Annotated in this window: 18 protein-coding genes; 7 read left to right on the forward strand and 11 right to left on the reverse strand. The window is 72.1% G+C overall.

Annotated elements, in window-relative coordinates; genetic code table 11:
• The first annotated feature begins 30 nt into the window (after nucleotides 1–30).
• Nucleotides 31–2,412 (forward strand): SpoIIE family protein phosphatase, encoded by a 2,382-nt coding sequence (locus tag B1H29_RS03280; protein WP_055421204.1) that lies wholly within the window; start codon nucleotides 31–33, stop codon nucleotides 2,410–2,412.
• 219 nt (nucleotides 2,413–2,631) lie between these two features.
• Nucleotides 2,632–3,288 carry a DUF4232 domain-containing protein gene (locus tag B1H29_RS03285; protein WP_055421203.1) on the forward strand — a complete coding sequence of 219 codons (657 nt, stop codon included), beginning with the start codon at nucleotides 2,632–2,634 and terminating at the stop codon, nucleotides 3,286–3,288.
• A 16-nt stretch (nucleotides 3,289–3,304) separates the two neighbouring features.
• Here the strand turns inward: B1H29_RS03285 and B1H29_RS03290 are convergent, their stop codons facing one another.
• The 3 genes from B1H29_RS03290 to B1H29_RS03300 all read right to left on the reverse strand — a co-directional run bounded on the left by B1H29_RS03290 (nucleotide 3,305) and on the right by B1H29_RS03300 (nucleotide 5,427).
• Nucleotides 3,305–4,273 carry an aldo/keto reductase gene (locus tag B1H29_RS03290; protein WP_055421202.1) on the reverse strand — a complete coding sequence of 323 codons (969 nt, stop codon included), beginning with the start codon at nucleotides 4,271–4,273 and terminating at the stop codon, nucleotides 3,305–3,307.
• A gap of 77 nt (nucleotides 4,274–4,350) precedes the next feature.
• Entirely contained in the window at nucleotides 4,351–4,902 is a 552-nt protein-coding gene (locus B1H29_RS03295; protein ID WP_055421610.1) for a flavoprotein, read from the reverse strand.
• 90 nt (nucleotides 4,903–4,992) lie between these two features.
• Nucleotides 4,993–5,427 (reverse strand): DUF1348 family protein, encoded by a 435-nt coding sequence (locus B1H29_RS03300; RefSeq protein ID WP_055421201.1) that lies wholly within the window; start codon nucleotides 5,425–5,427, stop codon nucleotides 4,993–4,995.
• Between the two features lie 119 nt (nucleotides 5,428–5,546).
• Here B1H29_RS03300 and B1H29_RS03305 point away from each other — a divergent pair, with 119 nt between their 5' ends.
• On the forward strand, nucleotides 5,547–6,155 hold the full coding sequence (locus B1H29_RS03305; protein WP_055421200.1) for a TetR/AcrR family transcriptional regulator: 609 nt from the start codon (nucleotides 5,547–5,549) through the stop codon (nucleotides 6,153–6,155).
• Here the strand turns inward: B1H29_RS03305 and B1H29_RS03310 are convergent.
• The gene (locus B1H29_RS03310) at nucleotides 6,130–6,330 is read right to left on the reverse strand and encodes a ferredoxin (RefSeq protein WP_055421199.1); all 201 of its coding nucleotides are present in this window, start codon (nucleotides 6,328–6,330) and stop codon (nucleotides 6,130–6,132) included. The two genes, B1H29_RS03305 and B1H29_RS03310, sit on opposite strands and share 26 nt — an antisense overlap.
• Nucleotides 6,331–6,340: 10 nt before the next feature.
• Nucleotides 6,341–7,633, reverse strand: coding sequence for a cytochrome P450 (locus B1H29_RS03315; protein WP_234393165.1), 1,293 nt, complete (start codon nucleotides 7,631–7,633; stop codon nucleotides 6,341–6,343).
• Between the two features lie 558 nt (nucleotides 7,634–8,191).
• Between B1H29_RS03315 and B1H29_RS03320 the strand changes: the two genes are divergently transcribed.
• Nucleotides 8,192–8,641, forward strand: coding sequence for a nitroreductase family deazaflavin-dependent oxidoreductase (locus tag B1H29_RS03320; protein ID WP_055421197.1), 450 nt, complete (start codon nucleotides 8,192–8,194; stop codon nucleotides 8,639–8,641).
• 55 nt (nucleotides 8,642–8,696) lie between these two features.
• Here the strand turns inward: B1H29_RS03320 and B1H29_RS03325 are convergent, their stop codons facing one another.
• Nucleotides 8,697–9,617 carry a cation diffusion facilitator family transporter gene (locus B1H29_RS03325; RefSeq protein WP_055421196.1) on the reverse strand — a complete coding sequence of 307 codons (921 nt, stop codon included), beginning with the start codon at nucleotides 9,615–9,617 and terminating at the stop codon, nucleotides 8,697–8,699.
• Between the two features lie 292 nt (nucleotides 9,618–9,909).
• On the opposite strand from B1H29_RS03325, the gene B1H29_RS03330 reads away from it, so the two are divergent.
• Both B1H29_RS03330 and B1H29_RS03335 read left to right on the forward strand, forming a co-directional pair.
• On the forward strand, nucleotides 9,910–10,935 hold the full coding sequence (locus B1H29_RS03330; protein ID WP_055421195.1) for a glutathione S-transferase family protein: 1,026 nt from the start codon (nucleotides 9,910–9,912) through the stop codon (nucleotides 10,933–10,935).
• Between the two features lie 54 nt (nucleotides 10,936–10,989).
• Nucleotides 10,990–11,292, forward strand: coding sequence for a DUF4235 domain-containing protein (locus B1H29_RS03335; protein ID WP_055421194.1), 303 nt, complete (start codon nucleotides 10,990–10,992; stop codon nucleotides 11,290–11,292).
• 55 nt (nucleotides 11,293–11,347) lie between these two features.
• Here the strand turns inward: B1H29_RS03335 and B1H29_RS03340 are convergent, their stop codons facing one another.
• Nucleotides 11,348–11,740, reverse strand: a complete 393-nt coding sequence (locus B1H29_RS03340) for a VOC family protein (RefSeq protein ID WP_055421193.1) — start codon at nucleotides 11,738–11,740, stop codon at nucleotides 11,348–11,350.
• 574 nt (nucleotides 11,741–12,314) lie between these two features.
• On the opposite strand from B1H29_RS03340, the gene B1H29_RS03345 reads away from it, so the two are divergent.
• On the forward strand, nucleotides 12,315–13,346 hold the full coding sequence (locus B1H29_RS03345) for a 7-epi-alpha-eudesmol synthase (RefSeq protein ID WP_055421192.1): 1,032 nt from the start codon (nucleotides 12,315–12,317) through the stop codon (nucleotides 13,344–13,346).
• 75 nt (nucleotides 13,347–13,421) lie between these two features.
• Here the strand turns inward: B1H29_RS03345 and B1H29_RS03350 are convergent, their stop codons facing one another.
• From B1H29_RS03350 to B1H29_RS03365, 4 genes are read right to left on the reverse strand one after another with little or no spacing between them, the layout of a single operon-like run.
• Nucleotides 13,422–14,669: a cytochrome P450 gene (locus B1H29_RS03350; RefSeq protein WP_055421191.1), complete on the reverse strand. Its 1,248-nt coding sequence runs from the start codon at nucleotides 14,667–14,669 to the stop codon at nucleotides 13,422–13,424.
• Entirely contained in the window at nucleotides 14,666–15,271 is a 606-nt protein-coding gene (locus B1H29_RS03355; RefSeq protein ID WP_055421190.1) for a GTP-binding protein, read from the reverse strand. Before B1H29_RS03355 ends, B1H29_RS03350 begins: the two co-directional genes overlap by 4 nt.
• Nucleotides 15,252–15,623, reverse strand: coding sequence for a DUF742 domain-containing protein (locus tag B1H29_RS03360; RefSeq protein ID WP_055421189.1), 372 nt, complete (start codon nucleotides 15,621–15,623; stop codon nucleotides 15,252–15,254). The genes B1H29_RS03355 and B1H29_RS03360 overlap by 20 nt, the downstream gene beginning before the upstream one ends.
• Nucleotides 15,620–16,030, reverse strand: coding sequence for a roadblock/LC7 domain-containing protein (locus B1H29_RS03365; RefSeq protein ID WP_019327713.1), 411 nt, complete (start codon nucleotides 16,028–16,030; stop codon nucleotides 15,620–15,622). Before B1H29_RS03365 ends, B1H29_RS03360 begins: the two co-directional genes overlap by 4 nt.
• Nucleotides 16,031–16,035: the final 5 nt, after the last annotated feature.

Genomic DNA, 16,035 nt, shown 5'->3' on the forward strand with positions numbered 1-16,035 from the left:
ACTGAGGGTGTGCGCAATGGAGTGGCGACGATGAGTCCGGTCAACCCGTTCGACGATGCCGCCACGGCCCGCGCAGTCGTCGACGACTCCGGCACCGTGCTGAAGTGGAACGAGGGCGCCCGTCAGCTACTGGGCCACCCGGCCGCCGACGTCGTGGGACGCCCCGCCGCCGGACTGCTGGCCGCCGACGGCGGCGACGGCACGCGTCCCGGGCCCGGCGACGAGCACTGGAGCGGCACCCTCGCACTGCGGCACCGCGACGGGCACACCGTGCCCGTGTGGGTGCTCGCCCACCGCAGACCGGCGCGGGACGGCGCGCCGGGCACGTGGCTCGCCGTCGCCTCGTTGCAGCGCGGTCCCGACCCGGTGGACGACCCGCTGGTCAGAGCCGCCCTCACGCAGGCACCCTGCGCCATGATGATCTTCGACGACCAGCTCCTGCTGCGCGGGGTCAACGACGCCATGGCCCAGCTCGTCGGCCTCCCGCCCGACCGCGTCCGAGGTCTGCGGGCCACCGACATCAGCAGCCGCCCGCAGAACGTGGAGCTCGAACGGCACATGCGCCGGGTACTGGCCTCCGGCCGCCGGTACGACATGCAGACCCATCTCAGGGCCGTCGGCGAGAGCCGCGCCCACGCGTGGAGCGCCCGCATCGCACCGCTCACCGACGCCGGCGGTCAGGTGCGCGGCGTGTGTGTGAGCGCCCACGACCTCACGGAGCAGCACCTCGCCCGGGAGCGGCTGCAACTGGTCAACGAGGCCAGCGTGCGCATCGGCAGCACGCTCGACGTCACCCGTACGGCACAGGAACTGGCGGACGTGTGCGTGCCCGCGCTCGCCGACTTCGTGAGCGTCGACCTGCTGGACCCGCTCGAGCACGGCGGTGAGCCCGCGGTGGTGCTCGAACCGCCGGTCGGCCTGCGCAGGACGGCCCACCGGTCGGTCGATCCGGGCGGCCTGGAGGCGGTGGCCGAACCGGGCGAGCTGGACGTGTACCCGGCCGGCTCGCCCCAGGCCGAGTGCCTGCTCTCGGGGCAGGCGATCGTGGCCGCGGAAGCCTTCGGCGACCTCGACCGGTGGCTCGAGTGGGACCCCGTCCGCCTCCGGCGGGTCAAGGAGTACGGCATCCACTCCACGATGTCCGTGCCGCTCCAGGCCCGCGGCACCACCCTCGGCGTCGCGGTCTTCACCCGGTTCCGGCGGCCCTACCCGTTCACCCACGACGACGTGCTGCTGGCCGAGGAGGTCACCGCCCGCGCCGCCGTCTGCATCGACAACGCCCGGCGTTACTCCCGCGAGCGCGAGGCCACACTGACCCTGCAGCGCAGCCTGCTCCCCCGCTGGCTGCCGCCCACCGCCGCGGTGGAGGCGACCTCCCGCTACCTCCCGGCGGCCCGCTCGGGGGTCGGCGGCGACTGGTTCGACGTCATCCCGCTGTCCGGGATGCGGGTCGCCATGGTCGTCGGGGACGTCGTGGGCCACGGCATCCAGGCCTCGGCCACCATGGGCCGGCTGCGCACCGCCGTCCGCACCCTCGCCGACATCGACCTGGCGCCCGACGAGCTGCTCACCCACCTCGACGACCTGGTCGTCCGGCTGTCCGAGGAGTCCGGCGACGACGGCGCGGGCGAGGTCGGCGCCACCTGCCTGTACGCCGTGTACGACCCGGTGTCGCGGCGCTGCTCCCTGGCCCGGGCCGGGCACCCGCCGCCCGTCCTGGTCCCGCCGGACGGCCCGCCCCGACAGGTCGAGCTGCCCTCGGGCCCTCCGTTGGGGGTGGGCGGGCTGCCGTTCGAGTCGGCCGAGCTGGAACTGCGCGAGGGCAGCGTCCTGTCGTTCTACACCGACGGACTGGTCGAGACCCGGGAACGGGGCGCCGATGCCGGTCAGGCGCTGCTGCGCGAGGCCCTGGCGGCCCCCGCCGACTCGCTGGACGCGGCCTGCGACCGGGTGCTGCACGCCCTGCTCCCGTCCGGCAGCTCCGCCGACGACGTGGCCCTGCTGCTGGCCCGTACCCGGGGCCTGCCCGCCGGTCAGGTCGCGACCTGGGACATCCCGGCCGACCCCTCGCTGGTGGCACCCGTCCGCAAGCAGGTCGTCGAGCAGTTGTCCGCCTGGACTCTGCTGGAGGCCTCCTTCACCGCCGAACTCGTCGTGAGCGAGCTGGTCACCAACGCCATCCGGTACGGCTCCCCGCCCATCCGGCTGCGCCTGATCCACGACACGGCCACGCTGATCTGCGAGGTCTCCGACACCAGCCACACGGCGCCGCATCTGCGCCGGGCCAAGACCTGGGACGAGGGCGGCCGCGGGCTGCTGCTGGTGGCCCAGCTCACCCAGCGATGGGGCAGCCGGCACACGACCGAGGGCAAGACGATCTGGGCGGAGCTGGGGCTGCTCGACGAGGCGTGAGCCGGAGGTGGGCGGGGCCGGGGCTGCTCGACGAGGAGTGAGCCGGAGGTGGGCGCCGCAGGAGTGCGCCGGGGAAGTGACCCGGAGGACTGCACCCCGGTCCGGAGCGCGCCCGCCGTTTCCGGGGCCGTAGGGCGGGACACTCGACAACACACGGCGTACGGCCCCGCCTCGCGGTGCGGACCGTGCGCGAGAACCTGACGGGAGTGTGGAGAAGCGATGCCGAACACGTCCCAGCCCGTACACCGCACGGCCCTGGTCGCGAGCGCGGTCGCGCTTCTCGGTCTGCTGAGCGCCTGCGGCAGCGAGAGCAGCACGTCGAGCGCCCCACAACCCACCAAGGCCCCGCGTTCGACCGGTCCGGACACGGGCACCGTCACCCGCACGGCCACCGCGCCGGCGGTCACCACCGCGCCCAGCGACACCGCCGGATCAGCCTCCGCCTCCGCCCGCACCGACGGCCGCTGCCACACCTCCGAGCTCCGCGCCGCCGTCGGCCGCGTCGACCCGGGGGCCGGACAGCGCAACTTCCCGGTCGTGCTGACCAACACCTCCGACCGCACCTGCACCCTGTACGGCTATCCGGGCGCCGCCTTCGTCGACGCGTCCGGCAGCCAACTGGGCCCGGACCCCGAACGCGCGCCCTCGTCGCCGCGGACGGTGACGCTGACAGCCGGCGAGAGCGCGTGGGCCGGGCTGTCGTTCTCCAGCCCTCAGATCAGTGGCGCCCGCACCGCGACTCCGGCGGCGCTGCTCGTCACCCCGCCGGACGAACACGACCCGCTCAAGGTGAAGTGGACCGCCGGTGAGGTCCCGGTGGGCGGCCACGAGTCGTCGGTCTCCGTCACCGCCCTGGAGCCCGGAACGGGCCCGTGACACGCGGAGCCGGGCATCAGTGCCCGGCGATCGGGTGGGGCGCGTAGGGCAGCTCCAGCTCCTCGGTCTCCTTCTCACCGAGCGTCACCTCGACCGCTGCCACGGCGTCCTCGAGGTGCCCCGGCTTCGACGCACCGATGATCGGCGCGGCGACCGTGTCCTGGTGCAGCAGCCAGGCGAGGGCCACCTGCGCCCGCGGCAGGCCGCGGTCGGCGGCGATGCGCGTGACGGCTTCGACCACGGAACGGTCACCGTCCTGGTAGAGCGTGCCGCCGAAGTCGTCGGTGGCGCTGCGCTCGGTGGCGGTGTCCCAGTCCCGGGTGAGCCGACCGCGGGCGAGCGGGCTCCAGGGCAGCACGCCGACGCCCTGGTCCGCGCAGAGGGGCAGCATCTCGCGCTCCTCCTCGCGGTAGAGGAGGTTGTAGTGGTTCTGCATCGAGACGAACTTCGTCCAGCCGTGCCGCTCGGCGGTGTACTGCATCTTGGAGAACTGCCAGGCGTACATCGAACTGGCCCCGATGTAGCGGACCTTGCCCGCCTTCACCAGGTCGTGCAGCGCCTCCATCGTCTCCTCGACCGGCGTGTGCGGGTCGAAGCGGTGGATCTGGTAGAGGTCGACGTAGTCGGTGCCCAGGCGTCGCAGGCTGTGGTCGATCTCGGTCACGATCGCCTTGCGGGACAGTCCGGCGCCGTTGGGTCCGGGCCGCATCCGGCCGTGCACCTTGGTCGCGAGCACGATGTCGTCGCGGCGGGCGAAGTCGCGCAGCGCCTTGCCGACGATCTCCTCGCTGGTGCCGTCGGAGTAGACGTTGGCCGTGTCGAAGAAGGTGATGCCGGCCTCCAGCGCCTGCCGGATCAGCGGACGCGAGGCCTCCTCGTCGAGGGTCCACACGTGCGCGCCGCGGCCGGGATCGCCGTAGGTCATGCAGCCCAGGCAGATCCGCGACACGTCCAGGCCCGTCGAACCGAGCTTCACGTACTGCATCGTTGCTGCTCCTGTCTTCGGGATCATCGGTACAGGGGCGAGCGTACGTCTTCGTGCGGGCTCGAAAACGGGGCGGGTCAGCGCTGTTCGAGCAGGTCCAGCGCCCGCTCCCAGGCGAACTCCGGCCGGCCGCCGTCCTCGCCCGCCTCCCCGGCGTACGGGTCGCCGAAGCGCACACCCATCCCGCGCAGCCGGTCCAGGCTCTCCCGGTACGCGGGATGGGACGCCAGCGCGTCGCCCACGCACGGCAGGACGGCGACGGGTACGCCGAGGCCGCACGCCTCGCACAGGGTGGCCAGGGCAAGGGTGTCGGCCAGGCCGGCGGCCCACTTGTTGACCGTGTTGAAGGTGGCCGGCGCGACCACGACGGCGTCCGGTGCCGGGAAGGGCCGCGGGTCTTCGGGGCGGCGCCAGGCCGAGCGGATGGGACGGCCGGTCTGCGCCTCGACGGCGGCCGTGTCGAAGAAGCCGCCCATGGCGACCGGCGTGGCGAGGACACCGACCTCCCAGTCGCGCTCCTGCGCCGCGGTGATCAGCTTGCTGACGCCGTCGGCCACGCCCGCCGCACAGACGACGACGTAGAGAAAGGGCTTCCCCGGGCTCTCCGCCGCTTCCGCCGCTTCCGCCATGGCAGGCTTCTCCGGCGTTTCCGGGTCGTCCGGCTTCTCCGCGGTCTCGGACTGCTCGGCGTTCCGGGCCTGTTCGCTCACCCCAGAACCCTACTCAACGGGCCGCGGGCCGTGGATGCGGCGGTCCGATTCCTCGATGGGTACGTCGTTGATGCTCGCCTCCCGCCGGGTCATCAGGCCGTGCTCGTCGAACTCCCAGAGTTCGTTGCCGTAGGAGCGCCACCACCGGCCGTCGGCGTCGCGGGACTCGTACTGGAAGCGGACGGCGATGCGGTTGCCGTCGAAGGCCCACAGGTCCTTGCGCAGCGCGTACTCGTGCTCGCGCGCCCACTTGGCGGTCAGGAACTCCACGATGGCGGCACGGCCCTCGAGGAAGGTGTCGCGATTGCGCCAGACCGAGTCCTCGGAGTAGGCGAGCGCGACCCGCTGCGGATCGCGGGTGTTCCACGCGTCCTCGGCGGCCCGCACCTTTCGGGCGGCGGTCTCACGGGTGAACGGCGGCAGGGGCGGCCGGTCGGTCGTCATGGCTGAACCTCCGTGCGGACAGATGGAGAACGACCGTTCTCCAGGTGGCTGCTACCGTAGGAGAACGACCGTTCTCACGTCAAGGAACGCTTCGAGGCACACGTCGGAAAGAGGTCCCCATGGACAGCGAGGCCGCCCGGGAGCGGGCACTGGACGCGGCGGAGCGGCTCTTCTACGGGCGGGGCGTCCAGGCCGTCGGCATGGACGACGTCCGGGGCGCCTCCGGCGTCTCGCTCAAACGCCTCTACCAGTTGTTCCCGGCCAAGGAGCAGCTCGTGGTGGCCTGTCTGGAACGGCGCGACGTGCGCTGGCGCGGGCGGCTGGCGGAGCACGTCGACCGGTACGAGGAGCCCGGGTCCCGGATCCTGGCCGTCTTCGACTGGCTCGGGCAGTGGTTCGCCGAGCCGGACTTCCGCGGCTGCGCGTGGATCAACGCGTACGGCGAACTGGGGGCCACCTCCGCCCCGGTGGCGGACCGGGTGCGGGCGCACAAGGGGGCGTTTCGCGCGTTTCTCGACGGCCTGGCGGGCGAGGCGGGACTGCCCGCCGCGGTGGGCGGGCAGCTCTTCCTGCTGGCCGAGGGTGCCATGGTGACGGCGGGCGTCACGGGCGGTACGGAACCGGCCCGGTCGGCGCGTGAGGCGGCGCGGGTGCTGCTGGACGCCGCCGGGGCGGATTTCCCGGCGCCGGACGCCGCCGGCGTCAGCGCACCGTCTGCGACACGGTGATGGCGCCGACGGGGCACGCCCGGGCCGCCTCCCGCACCAGGGCGCTGCCGCCGCCGTCCTCCCGGCCGGGCCGGACCGTGCTGTAGCCGTCGTCGTCTTGCGTGAACACGTCGGGAGCGGTCAGGGCGCACTGGCCCGCGCCGATGCAGGTGTCCTTGTCGATGCCGATGTCCATGCCGAGCCTCCTACCAGGACACGGGGAGTTCCAGCATCCCCTGGATCGTGTCGCCGGGTTTGAAGGGGATCTCCTGAGGCGGGGCGGCCAGGCGCAGCGAGGGCAGCCTCTCGAAGAGGGTGTGCAGGGCGATCTCCAGTTCGGCGCGGGCCAGGTTCTGGCCGAGGCACTGGTGGATGCCGAACCCGAAGGCGACGTGGTGGCGGGCCGGGCGGTGCCAGTCGAGGGCGTCCGGCTCGGGGTAGACGGTCTCGTCGCGGTTGATGACGGAGGTCGAGAAGACGACCCCGTCGCCGGCCCGGATGGTCTGCCCGTCCACGTCGATGTCCTCGGTGGCCATGCGCAGCAGCCCGTCCGCGATGGACAGGACGCGCATCAACTCCTCGACCGCGCCGGGCAGCAGCGAGGGGTCCTCGCGCAGTTCGGTCAGTCGCCGGGGGTTGCTCAGGAGGGTGTAGGTGCCCAGCGAGATCATGTTGGCGGTCGTCTCGTGGCCCGCGACCAGCAGGATGACCGCCAGCGCGACCAGCAGTTCCCGGTCGACCGCACCCTCGCCCAGTTGCCGCCGGACCAGGTCGTCCAGCAGGCCCTCGCCGGGTGTGTGGCGCTTGCGGTCGATCAACTCGCCCAGGTACGCCTCCAGTCGGTCGCGGGCGTCCTGGGTGTCGGCGGGGCGGGGACCGCGCAGCAGCCGACGGGACTGTTCCTCGAAGTAGTCATGGTCGGCGTAGGGGACGCCGAGCAGCGCGCAGATCACCATCGAGGGCACGGGCAGCGCGAAGTCCGTCACCAGATCGGCGGGCGGGCCCTGCGCGGTCATCACGTCGAGCCGTTCGTCGACGATCCGCTGGATGTGCGGGCGCAGGGCGGCGGCGCGTTTGAGGGTGAAGTCGGGCAGCACCATCTTGCGCTGGTTGCGGTGTTCGGGGTCGTCGACGCCGAGCAGGGCGGTCTTTCGGCCGCGTACCGCCGCCAGGCGCGCCGACGTGGCGGGGAAGCCGTCGCGGGTGCGGTCGGTGGACAGCCGCTGGTCGGCCAGCAGCCTGCGGGCGGCGGCGTGGCCGGTCACCAACCAGGCCGGACGGCCGTCGAAGAGGGTGATCCGGGCCAGCGGCCGGGCGGCGCGCAGCGGGTCGTAGGCGGCGGGAGGGTGGTAGGGGCAGGTCCGGTCCTGCGGGAAGGCGACGGCCTCCGTCGCGTCCCGGTCCGGCGTCGCGTTCCGGTCCGGCGTCGCGTTCCGGCCGGGCGTTGGTTCCCGGTCCGGCGTCGGACCCGCTTTCAGCGTTGCGTCCGTGTCCGGCATGGAAGACCTCGCAGACGAAGAGTGCGTCGTGCCGATCTTCATTAGATGCCCTGGGCACCTATGTGGCGACGCCAAGTTCGGCCAGATCGGCGACGGAGGCGGACTGGCCGGGGATCGCCGCCGCGACGGCCTGCCGACGCCTCCGCCCTGAACGCCCGGGCCACGGCGGGGCTGTCCCCGTACCCGTGGTGCCGGACGGCGAGACCGGCCCGCACGGTCGGTGCAGGGCGGACATGGCTCGATAGGGCCGCCCGGCGGCCTCGGCGGCCTGCCGGATCTCGCCGAGCACCACGGTGTCTCCCCGTCGGCCGGGACGCGCTCGGCCCGGGTGTCCGCACCGCCGGGATCTCGGTGGGCCGCCGGCCTCCGGTGGCGGGGGTCGTCGTGCGAACGGCGACGACCGTGTCGCGGGGCGTCCGGCGGCGCGATGACGCGCGGGGCGATTGCGCGGCTGCCGGAAGCGGACGGGCCGGATGGGGTAGGGATGGAACCCGCACCGCCCGGTGTTGCACCGCGGTGTGAGTCCGACGCAGAAGACGCGACGATGGGACGGATGCCATGCCTCTTGAGGGCGAGTACGAACCCAGCCCGACGCAGTGGGTGCGTGAACAGGTCGAGCTCTACGAGAGCTCGGGCGGCACGCGGGGCACGACCCTGATGGACACGGGGATGCCCGTGATCGTACTGACCACGCTGGGCGCGCGGAGCGGCAAGCTGCGCAAGACGCCGCTGATGCGCGTCGAGCACGAAGGCCGTTACGCCGTGGTCGCCTCCCTGGGCGGGGCGCCCAAGCACCCGGTCTGGTACCACAACGTCAAGGCGGATCCCCGTGTGGAGCTCCAGGACGGCCCGGTGAAGCGGGACATGACGGCCCGTGAGGTCACCGGCGCCGAGAAGGCCGAGTGGTGGGAGCGTGCCGTCGCGGCGTATCCGCCGTACGCCGACTACCAGAAGAAGACGGACCGGGATATCCCGGTCTTCGTCCTGGAAGCGGCCGAAGAGAGCTGAACGGAAGTTTCCCGGATCCGCGTGCATGGACCGGCACCGGAGGGGAACACGTCGTTCAGGCCCCGCCGCGTTCCCCCGTCGCGGCGGGGCTTTCGTCCGCCTCCCGGGCGGGCCGGTCGGTGACGTCGAGGAAGATCTGTCGCGCCTCGGGAACGGTACGCGCGATCGACCTCTTGATGCGTACCGCGACCTCTTCCACCCGTTCGCTGTCCAGGCCCGGCACCAGGTCGACGCGCGCGGCCACCAGAGCGGAGTCGAGGCCCGTCTTCATCGTGAACAGCGCCTCGACACTGTCGATCTCCGGCTGCGCCCGCAGCAGCGACCGGATCCGGCCGCTGGCCTCCGGATCGGCGGCCTCGCCGATGAGCTGGTCGCGGGCCTCGCGGCCCAGCCGGTAGGCCACGAACACGAGCAGCGCGCCGATCGCGAGCGAGGCGCATGCCTCCCACACCACCTGTCCGGTCACCATGTGCAGGACCATGCCGGTCATGGCGAGCGTCACGCCGAGCACCGCGGTGCCGTCCTCGGCGACGACCGTACGCAGGGCCGGGTCGCGCAGCCCGGTGGCGACACCGCCCTGGCGCCGCACCTGGTGCAGGGCCCGCAGCAGGGAGCCGCCCTCGGCGAGCAGGGCGACACCGAGCACGACCAGCCCGGCCACGTAGCCGCCGAGGTCCTCCTGAGCGCCCGTGCGCAGGGCCTCGACGCCCTGGTAGAAGGAGAAGCAGCCGCCCATGACGAAGATGCCGACGGCCGCCAGGAGCGACCAGAAGAACCGTTCCTTGCCGTAGCCGAAGGGGTGCCGCCGGTCGGCGGGGCGGCGGCTGCGGCGCAGTGCGGCGAGGAGGAAGACCTCGTTCATACTGTCCGCCACCGAGTGCGCGGCCTCCGACAGCAGCGCGGGCGAGCCCGCGACGAATCCGCCCACCGCCTTGGCGACGGCGATCACCAGGTTGGCCGCCAGGGCCACCAGCACGGTGACACGTGTCCTGCGGTCGGCCTTCCCGCCTGCCTCGCGATCGGCCTCGCGTGCGGCGCCGCCTTCAGTACCGCCCGCAACGCCGCCCGCAATGCCGCCTTCGGTGTCGTGTTCGCTGTCGGGGCCGGTCTTCAGGCCCGGCTTCTCTTCCTGGTCTGTCCCACTCACGAGGGGCCGAATGCCCCCGGCCGGCGTGGCTCACACCTCCTTGTGGGTGGCCCACCAGTGCCGACGGCCGAAAACGGGGAACGCGTCCACCAGGGCACACGAACGACTGGGAGGCAGGTCCATGAGCGGTGACGGCGGGACGCCCGGCAACAGCGGCTACGGCAGGAAGTCCTTCAAGCGGTCCAGGAGCCACTTCGCGGACCGGATCACCGCGGACGGCCGGGACGGCTGGCCGGTGGCGCCCGGCCGGTACCGGCTGGTGGTGAGCCGTGCCTGCCCGTGGGCAAGCCGCGCCCTGGTCTCGCGGCGGCTGCTCGGTCTGGAGGACGCCCTGTCCCTCGCGGTCGCCGATCCCGTCCAGGACGACCGAAGCTGGCGCTTCACCCTGGATCCGGACGGCCGCGACCCGGTCCTCGGCATCCGCTACCTCAGCGAGGCGTACGACCGGCGGGAGACCGGCTATCCGGGCGGGGTCAGCGTGCCCGCGATCGTGGACGTAACCAGCGGAGAGCTGGTCACCAACGACTACCAGCAGATCACCCTGGACCTGGCGACCGAGTGGACGTCCCTGCACCGGCCGGGCGCGCCCGACCTGTATCCCGTCGCGCTGCGCGACGAGATCGACGAGGTGATGGCAGGCGTCTACGAGGACGTCAACAACGGTGTGTACCGGGCGGGCTTCGCGACCGGCCAGGAGGAGTACGAGGCCGCGTGCGCGGGTGTCTTCCGGCGTCTGGAGCAACTGACACCCCGGCTGGAGCGGCAGCGCTACCTGGTCGGCGACACGATCACCGAGGCGGACATCCGGCTGTTCACGACACTGGTCCGCTTCGACGCCGTCTACCACGGCCACTTCAAGTGCAACCGCTGGAAGCTGACGGAGAACCCGGTGCTGTGGGGGTACGTCCGCGACCTGTTCCAGACGCCCGGCTTCGGCGACACCGTCGACTTCGACCACATCAAACGCCACTACTACCAGGTGCACACCGGCATCAACCCGACCGCCATCGTGCCCATGGGCCCGGACCTGTCCGGCTGGCTCACGCCCCACCACCGGCAGGAACTGGGCGGCCGGCCGTTCGGCGAGGGCACACCGCCGGGGCCGGTCCCCGCCGGCGAGGCGGTTTTGGTGCGGGGCAGGCCCTGACCCCACGACCGGCCCCGCCGCCCATCCGATCACCGCACACACAAGGAGTCCCACGTGGCCAAGAAGAAGAAGCAGAAGCTCCCCCTCGCCTACAAGCCCGTCGGCTTCGCGCTGGGCTGGGTGGGCGGCACGCTGGCAGGGCTGGCGTTCCAGAAGACATGGAAGGTGGTCCGGCACGAGGACGACGCGCCCGACGCGCTGGACCCGGACCGCGGCTGGGGGGAGATCCTGCTCGCCGCCGCGATCCAGGGCGCCATCTTCGCCGCGGTGCGCAGTGCCGTGGACCGGACCGGCGCCAAGGCCATCGAACGCTCGACCGGTGTCTGGCCGGTCGGCGGGAAGGGCGGACGCGACTGACCGCACCGGCGGCACCGCCCCTCCCCCGTCACCGACGGCACCCGGCAGGCGCTCGCTAGCCCTGCTTGGGTGCCGTCGGCGCGGTACGCCGCAGGGTGAAGGAGTGGCCCGCCGGGTCGGAGTAGCCACGCTCCTCGTGCACCCCGAGTGCGTCCTTCGCGTCCACGGGGCGCCCACCGAGTTCGACGACGCCGCGTTCCGCCTCGTCCAGGTCATCCACCCAGAAGTCCAGATGTGCCTGGAGGGAGTTTTCGGGCCGGGGCCAGCTCGGCGGGGTGGCGTTGACGTCCCGTCGGAACGCCATACGGAAGCCGTCCGCCGACCTGATCTCGATCCGGTTGGCGGTCGCCTCGCTCTCTTCCGCTCCCAGCAGCCTCTTGTAGAACTCGGCGAGCTTCTCGGGCTCGGCGCAGTCGAGCACCACGACGCCCGCGTTGACCAGTGCCATGTCTCCTCCGAAGGATTCGGGGTGCGGGGCGGTCGTGCCCCGCGCCCTGTACCTTGCGGATATCCCGGCCCGGCCGGTTCACTCGGTCGGCAGCCACCGTCCGTCGCGCATCGGCTCGCGCCCTGCGAGCCCGTCGGCCTCGCACCACGCCTGGATCCGCTGCGGATGGACCCGGAAGCACAGGTGGGGCGTGGCGAGGGCGCCCGGGTCGAAGCCCGATACCGACGCGGACCCGGGTCCCCTGACTCCCTGCGTATCAGACAAGGTAGCCGGCGGCACGACTGCTCCGAGGAGTGCGGTGACCGCGATCCACCCGGTCCGGTCGCGGCGGCCACGCGGACGACACTGACGTCCGCGGCGGGGGCCGGCGAGTGTACGCGGCTCATGAGACATGGGCAGTTACCAAGATCACGAACGGGCGCCGTGTAGATCATTTACAGTCGGGGCAGCCTCGTACTGCTTCTCGGTTCAACTTTCGTATCGGGAAGCCCAGTTCGAGTGCGCGGGTGGCCCGGCGGGCGCCCGCTCGCAGGGCACGGGGGGACTCCGCGTTCCGTCTCCCGAAAGGATGCACATGCCTCAGGACGTCCGGTTCGACCTCCCCTTCGACACTCCCGTCAGCCCGCATCTCAGCCAGGCACGTGACCGTCATCTGCGATGGGTGCGCGAGCGGGGGCTGGTGCGCAGCCGGGCCGGGTTCGAGGAGTACCAGTCGTGGGACCTCGCTCAGGCCGCGGCCCGCACGTACCCCCACGCGTCGGCGGACGACATGGTCGTCCTGATGAACTGGTTCTCCCTCGCCTTCCTCTTCGACGACCAGTTCGACGCCGGCCGGCCGGACCGCGCGGAGCGCATAGCGGAGGTGGCGCGGGAACTCATCGCCACACCGCTGCGTCCGGCGGGTACCCCGCCACGGGTGGCATGCCCCATCACCCTGGCCTGGTCAGAGGTTTGGGACCGGCTCTCGGATGGCATGTCCCTGACCTGGAGGTCGCGGTTCGCCGCCTCCTGGGGGCGTTTCCTGGTGGCGCACTGCGAGGAGGTCGACCTGGCGGCCCACGGCCGGGCCGGGACGCTCACGCTGGACGACTACACCGTCTTCCGGCGCCGTACGGTCGGCATCCACCACAGCATCGACGCGGGCGAGCGCAGCCGCGGGTTCGAGGTGCCGGCCGCGGCGATGGCGCATCCGCTGATGGAGCGGATGCGGGACCTGGCCGCGGACACCATCGGGTTCATGAACGACATCCACTCCTTCGAGCGCGAACGCCGCCGCGGGGACGGCCACAACCTCATCGCCGTGCTGCACCGGGAACGCGGCTGCTCCTGGCAGGAGGCCGCCGACGAGGCGTACCGCATGACGACCGCCTGTCTCGAGGAGTACGTCGCCCTCGAGGGCCGCGTGCCGCTGATGTGCGACGAGCTGGGGCTGGACGCCGACGAGCGGTCCCGGGTGGCGATGGGCGTCGAGGCGATCCAGCACTGGATCAACGGCAACTACGAGTGGGCGCTGACCACCGGCCGGTACGCGGCGGCCAAGGAGGGCCCGGTCGCCACGGCCGAACTGGCCGGGCGGGGTTCGGTGGACGACCTGCTGGCCGTGTGAGACGGGCGCGCCGCCCGGCCGGACGCTCCCGGCCGGGCGGGCGGCGCCGTGCGACGCGGTCCGCGCCGGCGGACGCTATACGGCGAACTCGACCGGCAGGCTGTCCAGCCGTGACTCCCAGGTGGAGGCCGTGGAGGTGAGTTCGGCCGGGGAAACCGCCAGGCGGAGGCCCGGCAGACGGTGCAGCAGCACGTCGATGGCCGTCTCGATGATGGCCTGGCCGATGTTCTGCGCCGGGCACTCGTGGGGGCCGGCGCTGAAGGCGAGGTGCGAGGCGTTGCCCTGGACCGACACGGCGCTGTCGGGGCGGACCTCGGGGTCGTGGTTGCCTGCCGCGAGGCCCAGGACGAGCAGGTCGCCCTCCTTGACCGGGCAGCCGCCGAGTTCCAGGTCGGCGGTGGCGAACCGGCCCGGCAGCACCGCGAGCGGCGGGTGGTTCCACATCACCTCCTCCACCAGCGTGGACAGGTTGAGCTGCCCGCTCACCAGGCCGGAGAGCCACGCGGTGTCGGTGAGGACGAGCTGGAGCGTCCGGGCCAGCAGGTTGCTGGTCATGGTGTGGGCGGTGATCAGCACCAGGCGCAGATGGTTGACGATCTCGTCCTCGTCGAGACCGGAGTGGTGTTCGATGAGCCCGGAGGTGAAGTCGGACCCGGGTTCCCGCCGCTTGCGCGACGCGAGTTCGCCGAGGATGCCCATGATGCGCTCGTTGTGGGTGAGGGCGTCCGCACCGCCCTTGAGCACCTGTGCGCTGGACTCGGCGAGGTCGCGCCCCTCCTGCTCGGCGAGGCCGAAGACGCGGGTGAGGACCAGCATGGGCAGGTACTCGGCGAAGTCGGCCACGAGGTCGGCGCGGCCGGTGTCGGCGAAGGCGTCGATCTGCTTGTTGGCGAAGTGCGTGGCGTGCCTGCGGATCCCGCGCCCGGCCACGGCGTACAGGTTGTCGGTGACCGCCCCGCGCAGCCGGCGGTGCGGTTCGCCGTCCTGGGAGACGCAGTCGGGACGCCAGCCCACCATGGGGACCAGCGGGGACGTCTCCTCGACCCGGCCGTCCCGGAAGTCCCGCCAGATCCGCGAGTCGCGGCTGAACTGCAGGGGGTTGTCCAGCACCCGCCGGTTCTCCCGGTACCCGAGCACCAGCCACGCGGGGACGTCTCCCTCCAGCAGCACCGGCGCGACGGAGCCGTGCTCCTTGCGGAGCCGCTCGTAGATGTCGTGCGGGTCGGTCGCCGCCTCGGGCCCGTAGAGCCGGGTGACACCCGGGCCGTGCGCGACGGGGCAGCCGCCGCCGGTGGCGCCGGACGGGGTCTGGTCGTCGTTCATCGTGGCTCCAGGGCGGCGGCCGAGCGGTCCTTCAGGTGCCGTATCAGGGTGACGAGCACGTCGCGGCTGGCGGCGCGGTCGCGGGCGTCGAAGGCGACGACCGGCGTGTGCGGGGGGATGTCGAGGGCGTCCCGGATCTCCTCGACGGGGTAGTCCCGGGAGTCGGGGAAGACGTTGAGCGCGATGACGAAGGGGACCTTCTGCCGTTCCATCTCCTCGATCGCCCGGAAACTGGAGGCCAGCCGCCTCGTGTCCACCAGGACGATCGCGCCGAGCGCACCCTTGAACAGGCCGTTCCACAGGAACCAGAACCTCTCCTGGCCAGGGGTGCCGAACAGGTACAGCATCAGCGTGTCGTTGAGGCTGATCTTGCCGAAGTCCAGGCTCACGGTGGTCTGCGTCTTGTCGGCGACACCGATGAGGTGGTCGACGCCGGCGCTGGCCTGGGTGAGGGTCTCCTCGGTGGTCAGCGGCTTGATGTCGCTGACGGAGCGGACCATGGTGGTCTTGCCCGTGCCGAATCCGCCGGCGATCATCACCTTCACCGAGCGGGTGTCCCCGGCCGTCGGTGACCCCGGTTGGTCAAAGCCTTTGAAGTCCACTGAGTACCTCCTCAAGGAGCGCGAGGTCGGGCCCGCGGCCGGCGTCGAGTGCCGGGATGGGATCACGGGCTTCGATGCGGCCTGCCTGGAGCAGGTCGGACAGCAGCACCGCGAGAATGTTGAAGGGCAGGTGGAGGTGGGCGCCGAGTTCGGCCACCGACAGCGGTTCACGGCAACGCCGGAGGATCTCCTCGTGCTCGTGCTGCATGCCCGGTAAGGGAACGGCGCGGGAGACGACGAGGGTCGCCACGTCGAGGGTCGACGCCGAACCGCCCGGCCCGCTGCGCCCTCCGGTGAGGACGTAGTAGCGCTCGAGACCGGACGGATCGGTCGGTCGGCGGGGAGCACTCATCCAGAGTGCTCCTCCTGGCGCGGAGTGGTGCCGAGGAGTTCACCCATCCTGCGGGCCAGGTCGCGCATCTGATGGCCGAGCAGGCCCTGGTCGAGGCCTTCGCGGGCGAGGACGCCGAGATACGTCTCCAGGCCCGCGCGGACGACGAAGAGGTGCCCGCCGTCCACTTCGATCATCGCGAGCCGCAACTGTCCCGCGTGCTGCGGGAACTGTTCGGCGACCGGCTGGGCCAGCGCCTGCAGTCCGGCCACCACGGCGGCGAAACGGTCCACGTCGTCGGGGTCTTCGGCCCCGTAGGAGGTGATCGCCTTGCCGTCGCTGGAGGCCACGAGGGCGAAGCGGATCTCCTGGATGCTCTCCACAAGGTCGCGGAGCGCCCAGCTCACGTCGGTTCCCTGGTGCGTCATGGGGA

This window comes from Streptomyces pactum (genome assembly GCF_002005225.1).
GTDB classification, from domain to species: domain Bacteria; phylum Actinomycetota; class Actinomycetes; order Streptomycetales; family Streptomycetaceae; genus Streptomyces; species Streptomyces pactum_A.

Bases quoted from the DNA above. Each gene is read 5' to 3' on its own strand.
- B1H29_RS03280 (WP_055421204.1), top strand. From the start codon at position 31: ATGAGTCCGGTCAACCCGTTCGACGATGCCGCCACGGCCCGCGCAGTC.
- B1H29_RS03285 (WP_055421203.1), top strand. From the start codon at position 2,632: ATGCCGAACACGTCCCAGCCCGTACACCGCACGGCCCTGGTCGCGAGC.
- B1H29_RS03290 (WP_055421202.1), bottom strand. From the start codon at position 4,273: ATGCAGTACGTGAAGCTCGGTTCGACGGGCCTGGACGTGTCGCGGATC.
- B1H29_RS03295 (WP_055421610.1), bottom strand. From the start codon at position 4,902: ATGGCGGAAGCGGCGGAAGCGGCGGAGAGCCCGGGGAAGCCCTTTCTC.
- B1H29_RS03300 (WP_055421201.1), bottom strand. From the start codon at position 5,427: ATGACGACCGACCGGCCGCCCCTGCCGCCGTTCACCCGTGAGACCGCC.
- B1H29_RS03305 (WP_055421200.1), top strand. From the start codon at position 5,547: ATGGACAGCGAGGCCGCCCGGGAGCGGGCACTGGACGCGGCGGAGCGG.
- B1H29_RS03310 (WP_055421199.1), bottom strand. From the start codon at position 6,330: ATGGACATCGGCATCGACAAGGACACCTGCATCGGCGCGGGCCAGTGC.
- B1H29_RS03315 (WP_234393165.1), bottom strand. From the start codon at position 7,633: ATGCCGGACACGGACGCAACGCTGAAAGCGGGTCCGACGCCGGACCGG.
- B1H29_RS03320 (WP_055421197.1), top strand. From the start codon at position 8,192: ATGCCTCTTGAGGGCGAGTACGAACCCAGCCCGACGCAGTGGGTGCGT.
- B1H29_RS03330 (WP_055421195.1), top strand. From the start codon at position 9,910: ATGAGCGGTGACGGCGGGACGCCCGGCAACAGCGGCTACGGCAGGAAG.
- B1H29_RS03340 (WP_055421193.1), bottom strand. From the start codon at position 11,740: ATGGCACTGGTCAACGCGGGCGTCGTGGTGCTCGACTGCGCCGAGCCC.
- B1H29_RS03345 (WP_055421192.1), top strand. From the start codon at position 12,315: ATGCCTCAGGACGTCCGGTTCGACCTCCCCTTCGACACTCCCGTCAGC.
- B1H29_RS03350 (WP_055421191.1), bottom strand. From the start codon at position 14,669: ATGAACGACGACCAGACCCCGTCCGGCGCCACCGGCGGCGGCTGCCCC.
- B1H29_RS03360 (WP_055421189.1), bottom strand. From the start codon at position 15,623: ATGAGTGCTCCCCGCCGACCGACCGATCCGTCCGGTCTCGAGCGCTAC.
- B1H29_RS03365 (WP_019327713.1), bottom strand. From the start codon at position 16,030: ATGACGCACCAGGGAACCGACGTGAGCTGGGCGCTCCGCGACCTTGTG.